Source organism: Bradyrhizobium sp. STM 3562, assembly GCF_045571435.1.
Taxonomy (GTDB): domain Bacteria; phylum Pseudomonadota; class Alphaproteobacteria; order Rhizobiales; family Xanthobacteraceae; genus Bradyrhizobium.
In genome coordinates this window covers 2,971,397-2,987,463 of sequence record NZ_CP120694.1, presented here as the reverse complement: position 1 = coordinate 2,987,463, position 16,067 = coordinate 2,971,397, and the positions used below count along the sequence as shown (strand labels likewise).

Annotated in this window: 19 protein-coding genes; 12 read left to right on the top strand and 7 right to left on the bottom strand. The window is 63.0% G+C overall.

What is annotated here, in order from left to right:
• Nucleotides 1-3: 3 nt before the first annotated feature.
• Together gcvH and gcvP are read left to right on the top strand one after the other, a co-directional pair.
• Entirely contained in the window at nt 4-369 is a 366-nt protein-coding gene (gene gcvH, locus P6U23_RS13650; protein ID WP_407180261.1) for a glycine cleavage system protein GcvH, read from the top strand.
• Nucleotides 370-538: 169 nt separating this feature from the next.
• Nucleotides 539-3,427: an aminomethyl-transferring glycine dehydrogenase gene (gcvP, locus tag P6U23_RS13645; RefSeq protein ID WP_407180260.1), complete on the top strand. Its 2,889-nt coding sequence runs from the start codon at nt 539-541 to the stop codon at nt 3,425-3,427.
• A gap of 587 nt (nt 3,428-4,014) precedes the next feature.
• Here gcvP and recA read toward each other — a convergent pair.
• Nucleotides 4,015-5,103: a recombinase RecA gene (gene recA, locus P6U23_RS13640; protein ID WP_407180259.1), complete on the bottom strand. Its 1,089-nt coding sequence runs from the start codon at nt 5,101-5,103 to the stop codon at nt 4,015-4,017.
• Nucleotides 5,104-5,595: 492 nt separating this feature from the next.
• Between recA and P6U23_RS13635 the strand changes: the two genes are divergently transcribed.
• Nucleotides 5,596-5,796, top strand: coding sequence for a hypothetical protein (locus P6U23_RS13635; RefSeq protein ID WP_407180258.1), 201 nt, complete (start codon nt 5,596-5,598; stop codon nt 5,794-5,796).
• Between the two features lie 938 nt (nt 5,797-6,734).
• On the top strand, nt 6,735-7,118 hold the full coding sequence (locus tag P6U23_RS13630) for a response regulator transcription factor (protein WP_407180257.1): 384 nt from the start codon (nt 6,735-6,737) through the stop codon (nt 7,116-7,118).
• A gap of 247 nt (nt 7,119-7,365) precedes the next feature.
• Here the strand turns inward: P6U23_RS13630 and P6U23_RS13625 are convergent, their stop codons facing one another.
• Nucleotides 7,366-7,641 carry a hypothetical protein gene (locus tag P6U23_RS13625; RefSeq protein WP_407180256.1) on the bottom strand — a complete coding sequence of 92 codons (276 nt, stop codon included), beginning with the start codon at nt 7,639-7,641 and terminating at the stop codon, nt 7,366-7,368.
• 319 nt (nt 7,642-7,960) lie between these two features.
• Between P6U23_RS13625 and P6U23_RS13620 the strand changes: the two genes are divergently transcribed.
• From P6U23_RS13620 to P6U23_RS13610, 3 genes are all read left to right on the top strand, one after another.
• Nucleotides 7,961-8,146 (top strand): hypothetical protein, encoded by a 186-nt coding sequence (locus P6U23_RS13620; protein WP_407180255.1) that lies wholly within the window; start codon nt 7,961-7,963, stop codon nt 8,144-8,146.
• A 263-nt stretch (nt 8,147-8,409) separates the two neighbouring features.
• Nucleotides 8,410-8,604 (top strand): hypothetical protein, encoded by a 195-nt coding sequence (locus P6U23_RS13615; RefSeq protein ID WP_407180254.1) that lies wholly within the window; start codon nt 8,410-8,412, stop codon nt 8,602-8,604.
• 152 nt (nt 8,605-8,756) lie between these two features.
• Nucleotides 8,757-8,996, top strand: coding sequence for a DUF6894 family protein (locus P6U23_RS13610; protein WP_024512636.1), 240 nt, complete (start codon nt 8,757-8,759; stop codon nt 8,994-8,996).
• A gap of 464 nt (nt 8,997-9,460) precedes the next feature.
• On the opposite strand, the gene P6U23_RS13605 is transcribed toward P6U23_RS13610, so the two are convergent.
• Nucleotides 9,461-9,691, bottom strand: a complete 231-nt coding sequence (locus P6U23_RS13605; protein WP_407180253.1) for a hypothetical protein — start codon at nt 9,689-9,691, stop codon at nt 9,461-9,463.
• Nucleotides 9,692-9,792: 101 nt separating this feature from the next.
• Nucleotides 9,793-10,107 carry a hypothetical protein gene (locus tag P6U23_RS13600; RefSeq protein ID WP_407180252.1) on the bottom strand — a complete coding sequence of 105 codons (315 nt, stop codon included), beginning with the start codon at nt 10,105-10,107 and terminating at the stop codon, nt 9,793-9,795.
• 327 nt (nt 10,108-10,434) lie between these two features.
• Here P6U23_RS13600 and P6U23_RS13595 point away from each other — a divergent pair, with 327 nt between their 5' ends.
• Together P6U23_RS13595 and P6U23_RS13590 are read left to right on the top strand one after the other, a co-directional pair.
• Entirely contained in the window at nt 10,435-10,899 is a 465-nt protein-coding gene (locus tag P6U23_RS13595) for a PaaI family thioesterase (RefSeq protein WP_407180251.1), read from the top strand.
• 116 nt (nt 10,900-11,015) lie between these two features.
• Entirely contained in the window at nt 11,016-11,270 is a 255-nt protein-coding gene (locus P6U23_RS13590) for a PilZ domain-containing protein (RefSeq protein ID WP_407180250.1), read from the top strand.
• Nucleotides 11,271-11,300: 30 nt separating this feature from the next.
• On the opposite strand, the gene P6U23_RS13585 is transcribed toward P6U23_RS13590, so the two are convergent.
• Nucleotides 11,301-11,534 (bottom strand): hypothetical protein, encoded by a 234-nt coding sequence (locus tag P6U23_RS13585; RefSeq protein ID WP_407180249.1) that lies wholly within the window; start codon nt 11,532-11,534, stop codon nt 11,301-11,303.
• Between the two features lie 182 nt (nt 11,535-11,716).
• Between P6U23_RS13585 and P6U23_RS13580 the strand changes: the two genes are divergently transcribed.
• The 3 genes from P6U23_RS13580 (at nt 11,717) to P6U23_RS13570 (ending at nt 14,280) form a co-directional block, all read left to right on the top strand.
• A complete protein-coding gene (locus P6U23_RS13580) occupies nt 11,717-12,127 on the top strand; it encodes a hypothetical protein (RefSeq protein ID WP_407180248.1) in 411 nt (136 codons plus the stop codon).
• Between the two features lie 114 nt (nt 12,128-12,241).
• Nucleotides 12,242-12,538: a hypothetical protein gene (locus tag P6U23_RS13575; protein WP_407180247.1), complete on the top strand. Its 297-nt coding sequence runs from the start codon at nt 12,242-12,244 to the stop codon at nt 12,536-12,538.
• Nucleotides 12,539-13,080: 542 nt separating this feature from the next.
• Nucleotides 13,081-14,280 (top strand): GNAT family N-acetyltransferase, encoded by a 1,200-nt coding sequence (locus tag P6U23_RS13570; RefSeq protein ID WP_407181445.1) that lies wholly within the window; start codon nt 13,081-13,083, stop codon nt 14,278-14,280.
• A 135-nt stretch (nt 14,281-14,415) separates the two neighbouring features.
• Here the strand turns inward: P6U23_RS13570 and P6U23_RS13565 are convergent, their stop codons facing one another.
• Both P6U23_RS13565 and P6U23_RS13560 read right to left on the bottom strand, forming a co-directional pair.
• The gene (locus P6U23_RS13565; RefSeq protein WP_407180246.1) at nt 14,416-15,081 is read right to left on the bottom strand and encodes a DsbA family protein; all 666 of its coding nucleotides are present in this window, start codon (nt 15,079-15,081) and stop codon (nt 14,416-14,418) included.
• Between the two features lie 66 nt (nt 15,082-15,147).
• A complete protein-coding gene (locus tag P6U23_RS13560; RefSeq protein ID WP_407181444.1) occupies nt 15,148-15,972 on the bottom strand; it encodes a helix-turn-helix domain-containing protein in 825 nt (274 codons plus the stop codon).
• Between the last annotated feature and the right edge of the window lie 95 nt (nt 15,973-16,067).

Here is a 16,067-nt window from a genome sequence, read left to right as displayed (position 1 = left end):
CACATGACCACGCTGTTCACCTCCGACCACGAATGGCTCCGTATCGAGGGCGATGTCGCAACGGTGGGGATTACCGACTACGCGCAACAGCAGCTCGGCGATGTCGTCTTCGTCGACCTGCCCAAGGTCGGCCGCGCGCTGAAGAAGGCGGAGGCCGCTGCGGTGGTGGAGTCCGTGAAGGCCGCCTCCGATGTCTACGCGCCGATCTCAGGTGAGGTGCTTGAAGTGAACGAGGAGCTCAGTTCCGAACCTGCGCTGGTCAATTCCGATGCGCAAGGAAAGGCCTGGTTCTTCAAGATCAAGATTGCCGACAGAAACGAGCTCGGCGGCCTGATGGATGAGGCCGCCTACAAGGCGCACACGGCGTGAGAGCAGAGACCATGCGGCAATATTGGCTCACCAATCGGCCGGCATTCTCATCTCGTTATGCCCCGCCTTGTGCCGGGCATCCACGTCCTTTCGCTTGGCACATGGTGAATGGCCGGGACAAGCCCGGCCATGACGGAGCATTTCAACGGCTCGCAGAGAGGATCAACGCATGAACGCGCCCTTTAAACCGACCAGCGACGCCGCAGCCACTTTCGTGCGCCGGCACATCGGACCGTCGCCGCGCGATATCGAAGCGATGCTTCAGACCGTCGGCGCAAGCAGCCTGTCCGCGCTGATGCTGGAGACGCTGCCTGGCTCGATCCGGCAGAAGGCGCCGCTCGATCTCGGTCGCGCCTTGAGCGAAACCGAGGCGCTTTCGCATATGCGCGAGCTCGCCACGCAAAACCAGGTGTTCACCTCACTGATCGGCCAGGGATATTCCGGCACCATTCTGCCCACGGTGATCCAGCGCAACATCCTGGAGAACCCGGCCTGGTACACGGCCTACACGCCCTATCAGCCCGAGATCAGCCAGGGTCGGCTGGAGGCGCTGTTCAATTTCCAGACCATGATCTCTGACCTCACCGGGCTCGATGTCGCCAATGCCTCGCTGCTGGATGAGGCGACCGCCGTCGCCGAGGCGATGGCGCTCGCCGAGCGGGCCTCGCAGGCGAAGACCAAGGCATTCTTCGTCGACCATGAAGTGCATCCGCAGACGCTTGCGGTGCTCCGGACCCGCACCGAACCGTTGGGGTGGAATCTGATCGTCGGCGATCCCGCGACCGATCTCGCAAGTGCCGATGTGTTCGGCGGCGTCCTGCAATATCCGGGTACATCCGGCGCGGTGCGCGACCTGCGCCCGGCGATCGCGGCGCTGCGCGGCAAGGGCGCGCTGGCGATCGTTTCGGCCGACCTGCTCGCGCTGACCCTGCTCGCCTCGCCCGGCGAGCTCGGCGCCGACATCGGGGTCGGCTCGGCGCAGCGCTTCGGCGTGCCGATGGGGTATGGCGGGCCGCACGCGGCCTATATGGCGGTGCGCGATGCGCTCAAGCGCTCGCTGCCCGGCCGCATCGTCGGCTTGAGCGTGGATTCGCGCGGGGCGCCTGCCTATCGGCTGGCGCTGCAGACCCGCGAGCAGCATATTCGCCGCGAGAAGGCGACCTCCAACATCTGCACCGCGCAGGTGCTGCTCGCAGTGATCGCCTCGATGTATGCGGTCTATCACGGCCCGGAAGGGCTCACCGCGATTGCACGCAACGTGCATCGCCGCGCTTCGGTGCTGGCGGCCGGCCTGCGCAAGCTCGGGTTCGCACCGAGAAGCGAGGCGTTCTTCGACACCCTGACCGTCGAGGTCGGGGCGCGGCGGGACCAGATCGTGGCGCGGGCGCTGACTGAGAAGATCAATCTCGGGATCGGCGGAGCCGGCTTGCGCGTCGCGCTGGACGAGACCACGACGCCCGACATCGTCGAGGCGGTGTGGCGCGCGTTCGGCGGCAGCCTGTCCTATGCGGAGGTCGAGGCCGGCGCGCGCGACGCGCTGCCGCTGGAGCTGAAGCGCACGACGCATTTCCTCACCCATCCCGTGTTCCATGCGCATCGCTCGGAGACCGAGATGCTGCGCTACATGCGCAAGCTCGCCGACCGCGACCTCGCGCTCGACCGTGCCATGATCCCGCTCGGCTCTTGCACCATGAAGCTGAACGCCACCACCGAGATGGTGCCGCTGACCTGGCCGGAGTTCGCGGCGCTGCACCCCTTCGCGCCGCGCGAGCAGGCGGGAGGCTATCACGCGCTGTTTGCGCGGCTGGAAAAATGGCTCTGCGACATCACTGGCTATGACGCGATTTCGCTGCAGCCGAACTCCGGCGCACAGGGCGAGTATGCAGGCCTGCTCGCGATCCGCGGCTATCACGCCGCTCGCGGCGAAGGGCATCGCAAGGTTTGCCTGATCCCCTCCTCCGCCCACGGCACCAATCCGGCGTCAGCCGCGATGGCCGGCATGGAGGTGGTGGTGGTTGCCTGCGACGCGCGCGGCGATGTCGATGTCGACGATCTGCGTGCCAAGGCGGAGGCGCGCGGCAAGAATCTTGCGGCTGTCATGATCACCTATCCCTCGACGCACGGCGTGTTCGAGGAGCACATTCGCGAAATCTGCGAGATCGTGCATGCCCATGGCGGCCAGGTCTATCTCGACGGCGCCAACATGAATGCGCAGGTCGGACTGTCGCGGCCCGGCGACTATGGCGCCGATGTCAGCCATCTCAACTTGCACAAGACCTTTTGCATTCCCCATGGCGGCGGCGGTCCGGGCATGGGCCCGATCGGCGTGAAGGCGCATCTGGCGCCGTTCCTGCCGGGTCATCCGGCCCTCCTTCATTCGGAACGCGATGGCGAGCAGCCTCACGCAGTCGGGCCGGTCTCGGCCGCGCCCTTCGGCTCGGCGTCGATCCTGACCATCTCCTACATCTACATTTTGCTGATGGGCGGCGAAGGGCTGACCCGTGCCACGGAGGTCGCGATCCTCAATGCCAATTACGTGGCAGCGCGGCTGAACGCGCATTTCCCGGTGCTCTATCGAAATGCGAAAGGCCGCGTCGCGCACGAATGCATCATCGATCCGAGGCCGCTGAAGACCGCTTGCGGCGTCACCGTCGATGACATCGCAAAGCGCCTGATCGATTACGGTTTCCACGCCCCGACCATGAGCTTCCCAGTGCCGGGCACGCTGATGATCGAACCGACGGAGTCGGAATCGAAAGCGGAGCTGGATCGTTTTTGCGATGCGATGATCGCGATCAGGCGGGAGATCGCCGAGGTCGAGAGCGGCCGCTTCAAGATCGAGGCCTCGCCCCTGCGGTACGCGCCGCACACGGTGCACGACATCGCCGATGACGAGTGGAAGCGCGCCTACAGCCGCACTGAGGGCTGTTTCCCGGATGGGGTGTCGCGCATGGACAAATATTGGTCGCCGGTCGGCCGGGTCGACAACGTCTATGGTGATCGCAACCTGGTGTGCTCGTGCCCGCCGGCGAGCAATTACGCGCAAGTGGCGGAGTAACCGACAAATCCGTCACTCCGGGGCGCCTCGAAAGAGGCGAACCCGGAATCTCGAGATTCCGGGTCTGGTCCTTCAGACAGGCCCGGAATGACCGAGCCTCAAGGCGCGATCAGGGCCCCCCTTGACCGGATCCCAGCGCCACAGGCGATCGTTGGTGAGCTCCGTACTGTCCCACCAGCGGTGGATCCGGTTATGCCGGCTGAAATCCTCACCTCCTGCAAGGACGGCCTCGGCCGGGCGGCGAGATAGCTTGCGAAGTTCGCCTTCGGATGGCAACGGCCCCAAACGAAGCGAAAGCAGAACGGGACGACGAGGTCAGCGCGCTCGGCGCGGATAAGACTTAGGCCGGAAGAGCTGGTCAGGATTAGCCGGGACGCCTTGGCCTTGCTAGCCACTGCTCGTCGCATGATCTTCGCCTCCGCCCTTTCTTAATCGGCAGCATCCGACTCGAGCTTCAGCGCGGAGTTCGCGCGAGGGCGTTTCGGTCAATCCTGCCGGCGGCCGCCTCAAAACGTACATGCCCGGCACGGGGGACGGCCGGGCATGACGCTAACCTTCGCTAATGCGGCTCACGAAGGTCTAAGGCCTTACTCCTCCGCCGGCTCTTCGCCGTCGGCATCGCGCTCGGGCGTGCCGGCGAGGATCTGCTCGGCGATCAGGCCGGAGTTTTGCCGGATGGCGGTTTCGATCTTGGCGGTGATGTCGGGATTGGATTTCAAGAACGATTTGGCATTCTCCCGTCCTTGGCCGAGCCGCTGACTATCATAGGAGAACCAGGCGCCGGATTTTTCGACAATGCCGGCCTTGACGCCGAGGTCGAGAATCTCGCCCATCTTGGAGACACCCTCGCCATACATGATGTCGAATTCGACCTGCTTGAACGGCGGCGCCAGCTTGTTCTTCACCACTTTCACGCGCGTCGTGTTGCCGACCACCTCATCGCGCTCCTTGATCGAGCCGATGCGGCGGATGTCGAGGCGGACGGAAGCATAGAATTTCAGCGCGTTGCCGCCGGTGGTGGTCTCGGGCGAGCCGTACATCACGCCGATCTTCATGCGGATCTGGTTGATGAAGATCACCATGGTGTTGGACTTGTTGATCGAGGCGGTGAGCTTGCGCAGCGCCTGGCTCATCAGGCGCGCCTGCAGGCCCGGCAGCGCCTCACCCATCTCGCCTTCGAGCTCGGCCCGCGGCACCAGCGCGGCCACCGAATCGACCACCAGCACGTCGACCGCGCCGGAGCGCACCAGGGTGTCGCAGATTTCCAGTGCCTGCTCGCCGGTGTCGGGCTGCGAGATCAGGAGTTCGTCGATATTGACGCCCAGCTTGCGCGCATAGACCGGATCGAGCGCATGCTCGGCATCGATGAAGGCGCAAATGCCGCCCTTCTTCTGCGCTTCGGCCACCGTATGCAACGCGAGTGTCGTCTTGCCCGAAGACTCCGGCCCGTAGATCTCCACGATCCGCCCCTTCGGCAGGCCGCCGACGCCGAGCGCAATGTCGAGCCCGAGCGAGCCGGAAGACACCGTCTCGACATCCATCGAGCGGTCGTTCTTGCCGAGCTTCATCACCGAGCCCTTGCCGAATTGCCGCTCGATCTGGGACAGCGCGGCGGATAGCGCTTTGGACTTATCCATGGAAGAACCTTCGACGATACGCAGGGCCGGGACGGTCATCTGTTAACTCCTTATGGCGGGGATTCGCGAGTGGGACAAACGGTTGAAAGAGGCGGCCGACGGTTAAAAAACAACGTACACCATTTGTTCCATGTTCGCAATATGTTCTTTTTTTGCAAGATGCAGCGGAGCCCCTCTGCCGTCCCCGCCGCGGCGGCTAGGACCGACGCGAGCGCCAACTTTCCTGGCCGATTGTGAACTTTTGGACAGACCAGCCGCGAATTGTCCGCTTAGCTGTCCCCGTTTCATTTCACCAAATTGTATTGGCGAATCGTCCGGTGGATCTCCAGGCCACCGGATTTTCGCGCCTACGCCTGATGTTCATGAGCGCGGTAGCCAGCAGCGTGTTGGCCTGCCGAGACTCGGCTCCGTCAGTTTGAACCAAACACCTGCCCATTCGTTGCGCAATATCACTGGCAAACGGCACGAGCCTGTGGGCGCTGGTGGCTGAGAGACCGGTCGCGCTCCCGCCTGCAAGAAAGGGTGCGCGCTATGCAGGATCGCCACGGCGGCCAGCGTCTGTTCGGCACGACCGAGGAGCTTGCCCGGCAGACCGAGCGGACGCGCGAAATCACGAAACAGGCGGTCGAGCTTCTTCGGCAGCCCGTGCCGGATACGTTTCTCGGCCGAAAAACCCAGGAGCCTTTCCCCAGGGAGGAACAAGGGCCGATGCCGAAACCCCAACGCGGGTGAGGGCTAGCCAAACCGGCACGGCTCTTGCTTGGCAAAGACGGCCAGCACCACGGAAGCACTGGTGCAGCAAGGCCGGCCCGGTGCACCCTGTTACCCGGCAAAGGGTGCGCCGGGCGGCCTTCACAGCAGATCCGGTTTTCCCTAAGGCCCTTCCGCTTCGCTGGGCCTTGGTCTCCCCGATTTGATGAGCAGTTGCGCCTCGGTCCTCCTAGAGTGCGGACATGGACAGGCGCTATACCGCCAGGGAAAAGGCCAGGATAACCGCCGGCGCCATTGTCTCCCTGGTCATTGTCGGATGGATGGTGCTCCTCGCCATCGCAGCCCTCTCCGCGCGCTAGGCGGATGGAGCCGGCTGGGTCGAAGGGTTCCTCGGGGAACCAAGCGCCCTACGACCAATTGTGAACATTCGCTGCGGAACGGAATCGCGGTTCGCGCGTGATGTCTCCCGACGGGGGTTCTTGTCGGGGATCAATGGACCGTGCCTGGAAGACTCTACTTCGCGCGTCAGGCCGCGGCGCTGCTAAGGTTTGCCAAATCCACGTCAAACCCGGAGCTGGCCGCAGCTCTGGTGGCGAGGGCTGCCGCCTACAAGTCGCAGGTCGACGAGAGAGCCTCGGAGGCTCCCGACCCCAGCCCTCACCCACCGGACGTCGAGGCAACGGAATAGCCATCCTGCTTCGTTCGTAAGCTCAACTTTGATGTCCGCTGCGGCTTCCCGGTGAAGCACGGGAGAATCCGTTCGAAGCGTGGACGCAGGGCGCCTCGCACCGGTAACCCCGGCAGTCTGCGCCCGGCTGCTGCGGTTCCGTCGCCAGCCTATGATGCGCGGCCGCTCATCGCTTTTGGAAGAGTTCAATTCGTAACACGGGAACCAATTTCTCGATTGCCACTTGACGCACCAAACCTGGACGGGGGAGCGGCCATTGGAAGCGAACGAGATGCCCGTCATCCTGGTCGTCGAAGACGAGCAGGTGATCCAAGGGATGATCGAGGAGACGCTGGCCGAAGGGGGCTATGAGGTCGCCATCGCCGCCTCCGGCGAAGAGGCGGTGAAGCTGATTGCGGGCGATGAACACAAGTACCGGGCGCTGGTGACCGACATCAATTTATCGGGGCCGATGGATGGCTGGGAGATCGCGCGCCACGCGCGGGAGCTCCGCGCGGATTTTCCCGTCGTCTATATGAGCGGCAAGGATGCCGAGGGCTGGACCTCGAAGGGCGTTCCCAACAGCATCATGCTCAGCAAACCGTTCGCTCCCGCGCAACTCGTCACGGCGGTGTCCCAGCTCCTCAATGTAGGGACAGGTCCGACTGCAGCTTGATGTCTCCAACAGCGGAGCGGCGCCCAAAAAAACGGCCCCAGTGTTTGCAGCCGGGGCCGTGAGGGGTCGTTGCCAAAGCGGGGGCAAACCGCACAATAGCAACGCCGATATGGTGCGACGCCTCGCCGGTTCCGTCTCTAACCTATGATGCCGCGAAGATGAGAAAACCCTCAATGCGACGGCCCCAGCTCAGGGGAGAAGCCGGGGCCGCTCTTGCGGGGGTGTATCTAAGGGACGATACGGCAAGCTAACGGCGCCGACCGGCAATCGTTCCCGCGCCTCTCTCCCCTTCACCGTGATGGCGGTCCTGATCGTACGACCGTAATCTTTGGGTCGGGCTTCCGGGGCGATCTGAGCGTTCACTCGCGCCACTGAGATCTCGTGCGTCGTCATGCTCCCGCAGCAGCCGAACCAGTTCGGCCATGCTCGATCGGTCGGTGCGGTGATCCGCAACATGCGGCGCGATCTCGTCAGGATGGCGCGCCCGCTTCCTGGGGCGCGAAAACAGGTCGATGAGCTTCATGTTTTGCTTTTGCCGTGTGGGCCAACGGAGAGCGAATCACCGACACTCGCAAGCCAAGTTTGATGGCTGACGTCAGTTCCGACGATTACGCATGTGAATTCTTCGCTCGCGGCCGGACCAACGCGCGACTTCCGCACGGGTTGCGCGAAGTGCTGTGTTTTCAACACGTTTTTCGCGCATTTCGTCCGTAGTTCTCCGCGGAAGAACAAAGTTCCTCATCACGAACGAATCGCGGCCACTACCGATGGCGCTTTCAACTTCATTGGAAGAAGGCGTCACTGTCTTGGAACGGTGATACGGCCCGGGCATAATCGACCGCATGAAAAAAGGCGACATCGTCTGCCCGGAGTGCAAGGCCGGCATCCGCCGGATTGAACTCAATTCGCGTAAGGGACACGCGGGCGAATTCCGCTGTCCGCTGTGCAATTGCTTGCTGGAAATTTCCGACGGCTCTACGGAAATCGCCTATCGCCTGACGGTCGCGCCGGAAAAGCTTTTTGAATAGCGGATGTCAGATCTTTCTGGCGAGACGTGACCCGTCGTCCGCTCGCAACACATCACGCCCATCCGAAAGCGCCCGCGAAGCGCAAAGTGGAAGCCGCCTTCGCTCGCGACAAGCACGAAGCATTTGCGCCGAAATCATGCTCAAAGAGCGAGATGAGATCATGATCTCGTTGCGCCCAATCGATCATGCTCCGAGGCTCATTTACGCGACCGCACCGTCCGCTTAAGATCCGGCGCAAACTTCCATCATCCCCAAGTCAAGCAATGACCGTGCACACGCCCAAGCTTCTGACGCCGGAAGAATTTGCCTCGCTCCTCGAAGTCGCGGTAAGCGCGCCCGACGTCTACGTTCCAGCGGCGCATCTGAGCAAGCTCGTCGCGCTCGGCTATGTCGCGCTGACCGCCAAAGGTCCCCTCGTCACCGGCGACGGACTGATTCGCATCACCGAAAGCGAGTAGCGGTACAACCGCGCACCTGAAGCGGGATCGAATTACCGCGAGCCGTAGTCTTCCGGAATTGAACCTCCCGCCTTTTGCGCCTCCATTAGCGGCATGCGTCTGCGCTCACCCTTTTGAAGGGCGGAGCGGTATTTTCGTTCATTGGTTCTACCATGCCGCTCTATTTTTTTCGCATCCGTAACGGTCGCTATTCGGGCGCCTCGGAAATCGGCAGCGAATGCGCCGATCGCGACGCGGCCTGGAAAGAGCTGACGAATGTCTGCGCCGACATCGCCAGTGGTCTCTCCCGCAAGCTCCAGGAAAACTCGGAGTGGCAGATGGAGATGCTGGACGAGCAGAAACAGCCGATCTTCCGCATTCGCATCGTGGCCGAGACGCTCGACGGGGCGTAACCCAAGCAACGAAGTGCCGCGCTGCCGAACTGATACGGCCTTTCCTTAAGTCAAACGTTGATGCGACGATCATTTCCACGGCCCGTCAGCTCCAAGCGCGTCGGCGGTTGAAATCTCCGCGATAGTTGGCCGGTGTTGATGCAGATCAAAATGGCGGGATGCCATGTTGGCAAATAGTCGTCCAGTATGGGTCATATTCTTTTCAGGTGTCCGCAGACCGGACTGATCGTGCAGCGAGGAGATCGACCCGCACGATCCGCAATGCACGTATGAGGCGGTCGTCTGCAAGGGCTGCACCCGGCTTCACTTCGTCAATCGCAAGACCGGTAAGCTGCTGGGCGAAGACGGGGCAGCCTAGCTAGGCTCTCGCTCCTTCGCCGGAAGAACCCGGGCGACATCCTTAGGCGCTTGGCTCGCGCAAGCTCCTCAGCATGAGGGTTAAAGCCGGTAGTGACGCGATAAGGCTAGTCCGCGCTGCGCAGCCGCCGCATGGTGAATTCGATATCGCCGCCCGGCAGCTCACGCCAGCTTTCCACCGCGCTCATATAGCCCGCCTTGGGGTACCGGGTGAGAAAGTCGCGCGCCTTCACCCTCGCCTTCTCGCGCGGCAACGTGAAGGTTTCGCGTACATAGCCGTCATCCGGCTTCCGCCGGCCGGCCATCCGAGTGGCGAGATCGCGCGGCAAAGTGGCCATGCCGCAACTCCGGTACAGATACGACCGGATTAATATAGGTCCTGGTCCGCCCCAGGTGGAGTCCGAGGAAGGTTGGAAAACGCGCGGTTGGCCGCACGCCGTCAGTTGGCGCTGCTGCCGGTCCTGGCCTTCTTCGCCGTCGTCTTGGTGGACGGCGCGGCCGCCGTGCTCTTGGGCGTGTCGTTGCGCACGGTGCCCCAGGGATCGCTCGACGTCTTGGCGTCGGGAATCTTCTTCAGCGATTCCTTATAGGCCTTGTCACGCTCCTGTTCGGCTTCCCTCTCCTCCGGCGTCTTGCTTTGGGTCTCCGGAATCAAGTTGATATTCGGCATCTGCGCATGGACCGGCCGCGCGAGGAACGCGGTCACCGGCGCTCCGAGCAGAGCGAGCGCCGCGGCGACACGAGCAAGTTTCATCGAAGGCTCCCCTGTTTTTGCTGCCCTATATCATTGCGGGCGCGACGCAGCCAAGCGCGTCAAAGGTGGTCTGATCTGCAGGATTTCGGCCCCTGAATCCAATCGTCCCAGATCGGACCGCATTTGGTGCAACCGCTCAGCATCAGGCCGACCGTGATCACGCCAAGAACCAGGATCCACCGCCGCAGCATCGAAGACCACTCCCCATTGATACCATCATAGGGTTCCAAGTCGGGCATTTTCAAGCCGCCCGGGGTTCCCTTCCGCACGGCCAACCTTAAAGTCGTGTAATGAAAAAGGCGGCTCATCGGGGAGGATTTTTCGTTCATGCAGCAACAACAGACGAGCGCCAGCTTCGGCATCGACGAAGCAAGGCGCGTTCTCACCGACGTATTTGCGCCCTGGGTGCAGGACCTCGGCCTGTCGGTCGAAGCGATCGATCATGAGCCGCCGAAGGACACAGCGAGCGACTGGCAGCCCGGCGCGATCCAGCGCATGGCTTTTTCCGAGCGGCTGTGCCGGCATGGCGGCGTGGTCTGCGGCCAGGCGCTGATGGCGCTTGCCGACACTGCAATGGTGATTGCAATCCTTGCGGCCAATCGCGGCTATCGGCCGATGACCACCGTCGATCAGACTACGCATTTCATGCGCGCGGTCGCCTCCTCGGACGTCCTCGCGGACGCACGTGTCGTGCGGCTCGGCCGCACCATGAGCTTCGGCCGCGTGACGCTTCTCGGCGCCACCGACAACAAGCAGGTAGCGATGGTCTCGAGCGCTTTTGCGATGCTGTGAAGCAAAAGCCGCGCCGTCGTGGTTAATCGATCCTGAATCGATACGCTATCGCGAAATGCACAATTTGTTCAAACTAGAGTCCCGCACTTCAGAATTGACGAGCCATGAGCAAAGCCATGAGCGAGAGCTTTATCGAGAAACGCACCCATGCGAGACACCGCGTGCTCAAGGGCGGACGGCTTGCGTTTGATGGCGGCGGCGGCATCGACTGCATGGTGCGCAACATCTCACCGACCGGGGCACGCCTGGATGTCGCAAGACCGATGGGCCTGCCGGAGCAGTTCACGCTTCTGATCGAGGCCGACCAGTTCAAGCGCCGTTGCCACTCGGTCTGGAGTCACGACAGGCAGATCGGCGTCGCGTTCGACTAAACCCGCCTTCGCCGCCCCAAACCCGACCCGCTATTTCTTGTCGGGGCTCGCAGGACGCGTCATGCCCCATGGATCGTATTTCCCCGTGGGCTCGGGAATTCGATCAAGCGCTGCCTTGTAGGCTTTCTCATCGACTTGGGGTTTCTTCGGTTCGGACCGGCTGTCATTGCCTTGATGCCGCCTGCCGCCGCCTCCGCCCATCTGCGCCTGGGCCGGCAGCGCGAGCACCGCCAGGATTGCGGCCACCGCCATCATGCTTCTCATCACATGTTCACCCCTGTCCTGTCGTCGCCCGCAGGCAAGCTACAGCGTGGAATGGCGGCGACAAAGTGCCGCAAGATGTTCATTCGAGGCATTCTAGTCGCACCGTGATCAGCAATTGTTGATCGGGGACGACGAGACCAGTGGAGTTCCAATGCCACGTTTTCTCGGCATAACTCCACCCGATGGGGTGTTACAAATTCATTCAACTCGGGATGATCGGCAGCGCGGTGCTTGGGCTCGCAGGCTGCGGCATTGCCGACAGCCGCTCGCCGGTGCCGGCATTCATGCGTGCGAAGGAGGCGGACCCGCCGCCGCCCGAACCGCCGCCGAACGTCAAACAGCTCGTCCACGACAAACTGGACTCGGTGTTCGTCAGCACGTCCTATCCGCAGAACGTGGAGGTTTCGCAGCCGGTGCATGATCCGCGCGGCCCCGGCTGGACCGCCTGCGTCAGAGCCGACGTCAATTCGGCGACCGGCAAGCCGATCGGCACCGAGACCTACCGCATCACCATCAAGGATGGCGAGATCGTCGACCGGCGTCGCGTCGATGACAACGACAATTGCGTCACCGAGAACTACCAGCCGATCTAGCTCCCTCGCCGCGCGGAACCGGTGCACGAAAAGCACGCGGGAACTGCACGTTTCCGGAACGAAATGCGAGCCGCGTTTTTGTCACGCGAGGGCAGCGTCAAGGAGGAGACAGCTATGAAGGCATTTGCAATTGCATTGCTGGCGGGCATCGGTGCTCTGTCCGCCGGCAGCGCGAAGGCGACCGACCTGCTTGGAAGCAGCGGCTACAGCAATCCCGATCCCGTGCAGCAGGTTCGCCTGGTCTGTGACGACATGGGACGCTGCTATCACACCCGCGGCCACGCCTATTCCTATGACTATGGGCCGCGCTACCGCTATGAGCGCCGTTACTACCGCGAAGAACCGCGCGCCGGCATCGGCATCTATGGACCCGGCGGAGTGGGCGTCGGCGTAGGCGTCGGTCCCTATTAGGAGCATGATCCGGAAAAGTGTGAAGCGGTTTTCCGAAAAGATCATGCTCAAACAAAAATAAAGCGCGATGGCGATTCGACCTAATCCCATCGCGCTTTAGTCGCAAGTTCGGCCGCAGGCGAGAGAACCCGCTGACCGTGGTCAGCGGGTTCTTTTCGTCGTACAGGCGCGATGCGTTTCAGGCGCCAACGAGCGCCTTCTCCTCGAATTCTTCAAAGGCCGCGATCGCGTTCGCGGCATCCATCGATGACGGGCCGCGGCGCATGTAGTTCGCAAGCCCTGAACTCCGCGAGCTCCTGCCAACGCTTTACCGATTGTATTGCGAACCCGGATAGTCCGGACACCTCGGTCGCGTGCGGTGTTGTTTCTCTCAAGGTCCTTGGCGGCCGGCTGCAGCGTAGACAGCCCGTTAACATTACCGTTCAAATTGCGCGCGCACACCAACCCTATTTTCCAACCTTTCCGCTAATTCTTGGCGCGGCTGCCGTTTGGGGAACGGCACCGCTAGACTCCCTGCAAAGCGGAAACGGGACGTGGCCGAGATGACCGATACAGCGATGGTCCGCCGCGCATCGACGAAGGATGCCGCGATATCGCGCGCGCTCGCCGAAGCCGCCCCCACTGTCGCTAGCGCCCTTACCTCCCTCACCGCGATCGACGCAGAGCGTTGGAGCGAGTTGAGCCACCAGGCGATCGAGCCGAACGGCTACTACCTGCCGGACTGGGGGCTTGCGGTGAACGCCTCTGCGCCCAGCCGGACCGGCGCCTCGGCACTCGCCGCTTGGGGAAATGGCCCACCGATGCGGTTGATCGGTCTGATGCCGGTGATTTCGCTATGGCGCGCTTTCAAGATCCCACTGCCTGCCCTCGTCAGCGCGCATCCCTACGGAACGCTATGCACGCCCTTGATCGATCGCGATGCCGCCGCACAGGCGGCGGCGGCGCTGCTGCAGGCCGCGCGGCAGGCCGGCGCCCGCGCGCTGATCCTGCGCGAAGTCTCGCTCGAGGGCGCCGCGATGCATGTGCTCACCGAAATCTGCCTGCGCGACGGCCTGCGTCCGCACGTGCTGCAATCGCATCGCCGTGCCTGCCTCGACGCGACGCGCGATGCGGATGCCCTGCTGCGCGAGGCACTCGGCAGCAAGAAGCTCAAGGAGTTGCGACGGCAGCGGCATCGGCTGGAGGAGCACGGCCCCCTGCGTTTCGAAGTCGCCCGCTCCCGCGAAAACATCGCTGCGACGATCGAGGTTTTCCTGAGACTGGAAGCGAGCGGCTGGAAGGGCCAGCGCGGGACCGCACTGATTCAGCTTCCGGGCGACGCCGCCTTCATCCGCCGCGCCACGCTGGCGCTTGCGGATAAGGGCCAATGCGAGATTGTCACTCTTCGTTCGGGCGAGACGCCGGTGGCCGCCGGCATCGTGCTGCGGCATCAAGGCCGCGCCTTCTTCTTCAAGATTGGTGTCGACGAGCGCTTCGCGAAATTTTCCCCGGGCGTGCAGCTCACGCTCGAGCTGACGCGCCATCTCTGCGAGGATCCGGATATCGCGAGCGCGGATTCCACCGCGAGCCCCGATCATCCCATGATCAACCCGATCTGGCGCGGCCGGTTTGCCATTGGCGATGTATTGATTCCGCTGCGGCGGAAGGATCCGCTGGTCGCGACGATCCATGCGGCACTGATGTTGCGGCAGACGATGCTCGGGGTGGCACGGCGCGGGGTGCGTTTGTTGCGTGCGCGGTGATGTAGGCCTGCCCCGCTGTCATGACAGTTTGTAGGGTGGGCAAAGCGGAGCGTGCCCACCGGATCAGTCGCGATGAAATTTGGTGGGGCACGGCGCTGACGCGCCTTTGCCCACCCTACAAGACCGTGCAGCCGCCTACTCCGCCGCTTGCGCATTCACCTCCGCCGACACCTGCCGGATAGCGCGCGCCAGCAGCTCAGGCGCCTGCGCGCCGGAGACGGCGTATTTCTGCGCGAACACATAGGTCGGCACGCCCTGGATGCCCTTGTTCGATGCATCCTGCGCCAAGGCCGAGATCAGCGCGACATCTTCATCGGTTGCGAACCGGCTGCGCACGTCATTGGCATCGAGGCCGACATCGGCGGCGGCCTGCACCAGCACCTCGGTGTCGGTGAGATCGCCGCCGTCGCGGAAATAGAGCTCCATCAGACGCTGCTTCATCTCGGCCGCCTTGCCCTTTGCATCCGCCCAATGGATCAGGCGATGGCAATCGATCGTGTTGGGCTGGCGCTTGACCATATCCGGCCGATACGACAGGCCTTCTTCGCTGGCGGCCGCGACCACGCGCTGCGCGATGTCCTTATAGGCGTCGACGGAGCCGAATTTGGTGGTGAGATATTCTTCGCGGCTCATGCCGTCGCGCGGCACCCAGGGATTGAGGAAAAACGGCCGCCAGTGCACATCGACCGGCACATCCGGCACGAGCTGCAACGCGTTCTCAATGCGGCGTTTGCCGATATAGCACCAGGGGCACACCACGTCGGAAACGATGTCGATGGTCAACGGCTTGAGCGTGCTCATGGGCGCGGGTCCTCGCAAAGGAGATGTCCGTCCAAGATAGGCCGATTAGGCCGACAAACAAGCGCGCTATTTCAGCTCGGCCGCCATCTGCCGCAGGCGCATGGCGGTCAGCTCGTCCGCCGGAAAGAACGTCTCCAGCGCCAGTTCCGACAGCGTGACGTCAACCGGCGTACCAAACACCATAGTGGTCGAGATGAAGCTCAGGATCTCGCCATTGAGCCGCAGTTTGAGCGGGATCGCGACGTTGTTGTCCGGCGGCAACGGGCCGGAACGCGCCGGAATGGGATAGCTCCTGAGGTCGTTGTAGAGCTTGATCAATTCTGGATCGGCCGTCGCTTCGCATTGCCGGTGCAGCCGTTCCAAGAGATGGCCGCACCATTCGGCGAGGTTGACCGTGCGCGGGGCCAGCGCTTCCGGATGGAAGGCGAGCCGCAGCACATTGAAGGGCTGGCCAAGCAGACGCTGCGGAATGCCATCCAGGAGCGGCGCCACCATTCGATTGGCGGTGACCAGATTCCAGTGCCGGTCATAGGCCAGCGCCGGATTTGGTTCGTGAGCCTTCAGCACAAGGTCGATCGCCTGACGCGCGGATTTCAGCATGGGATCATCCAGCGAGCGTTGCGGAAAGGCCGGCGCATAACCGGCGGCGACCAGGAGCACGTTGCGTTCCCGCAGCGGCACGTCCAACCGTTCCGCAAGTTTCAACACCATCTCGCGCGAGGGCATGGCGCGGCCGGTTTCGACAAAGCTCAAATGCCGCGCCGAAATGTCGGCCTCGCCGGCAAGATCGAGCTGGCTGAGATGGCGCCGCTGCCGCCATTCGCGCAAGTGTTCCCCGACATGAACGGGGCGGCTGCGTTCATCGCGTGCGGTGGAGGTGTGGACGTTCATCATGGCGGAAAACCTACCACGCGGGATTCGCGCCTTCCATTACTTCGCAGGTAATCGAATCGCGCAGCGGGCGATCTCATCTTCCGGCACGACAG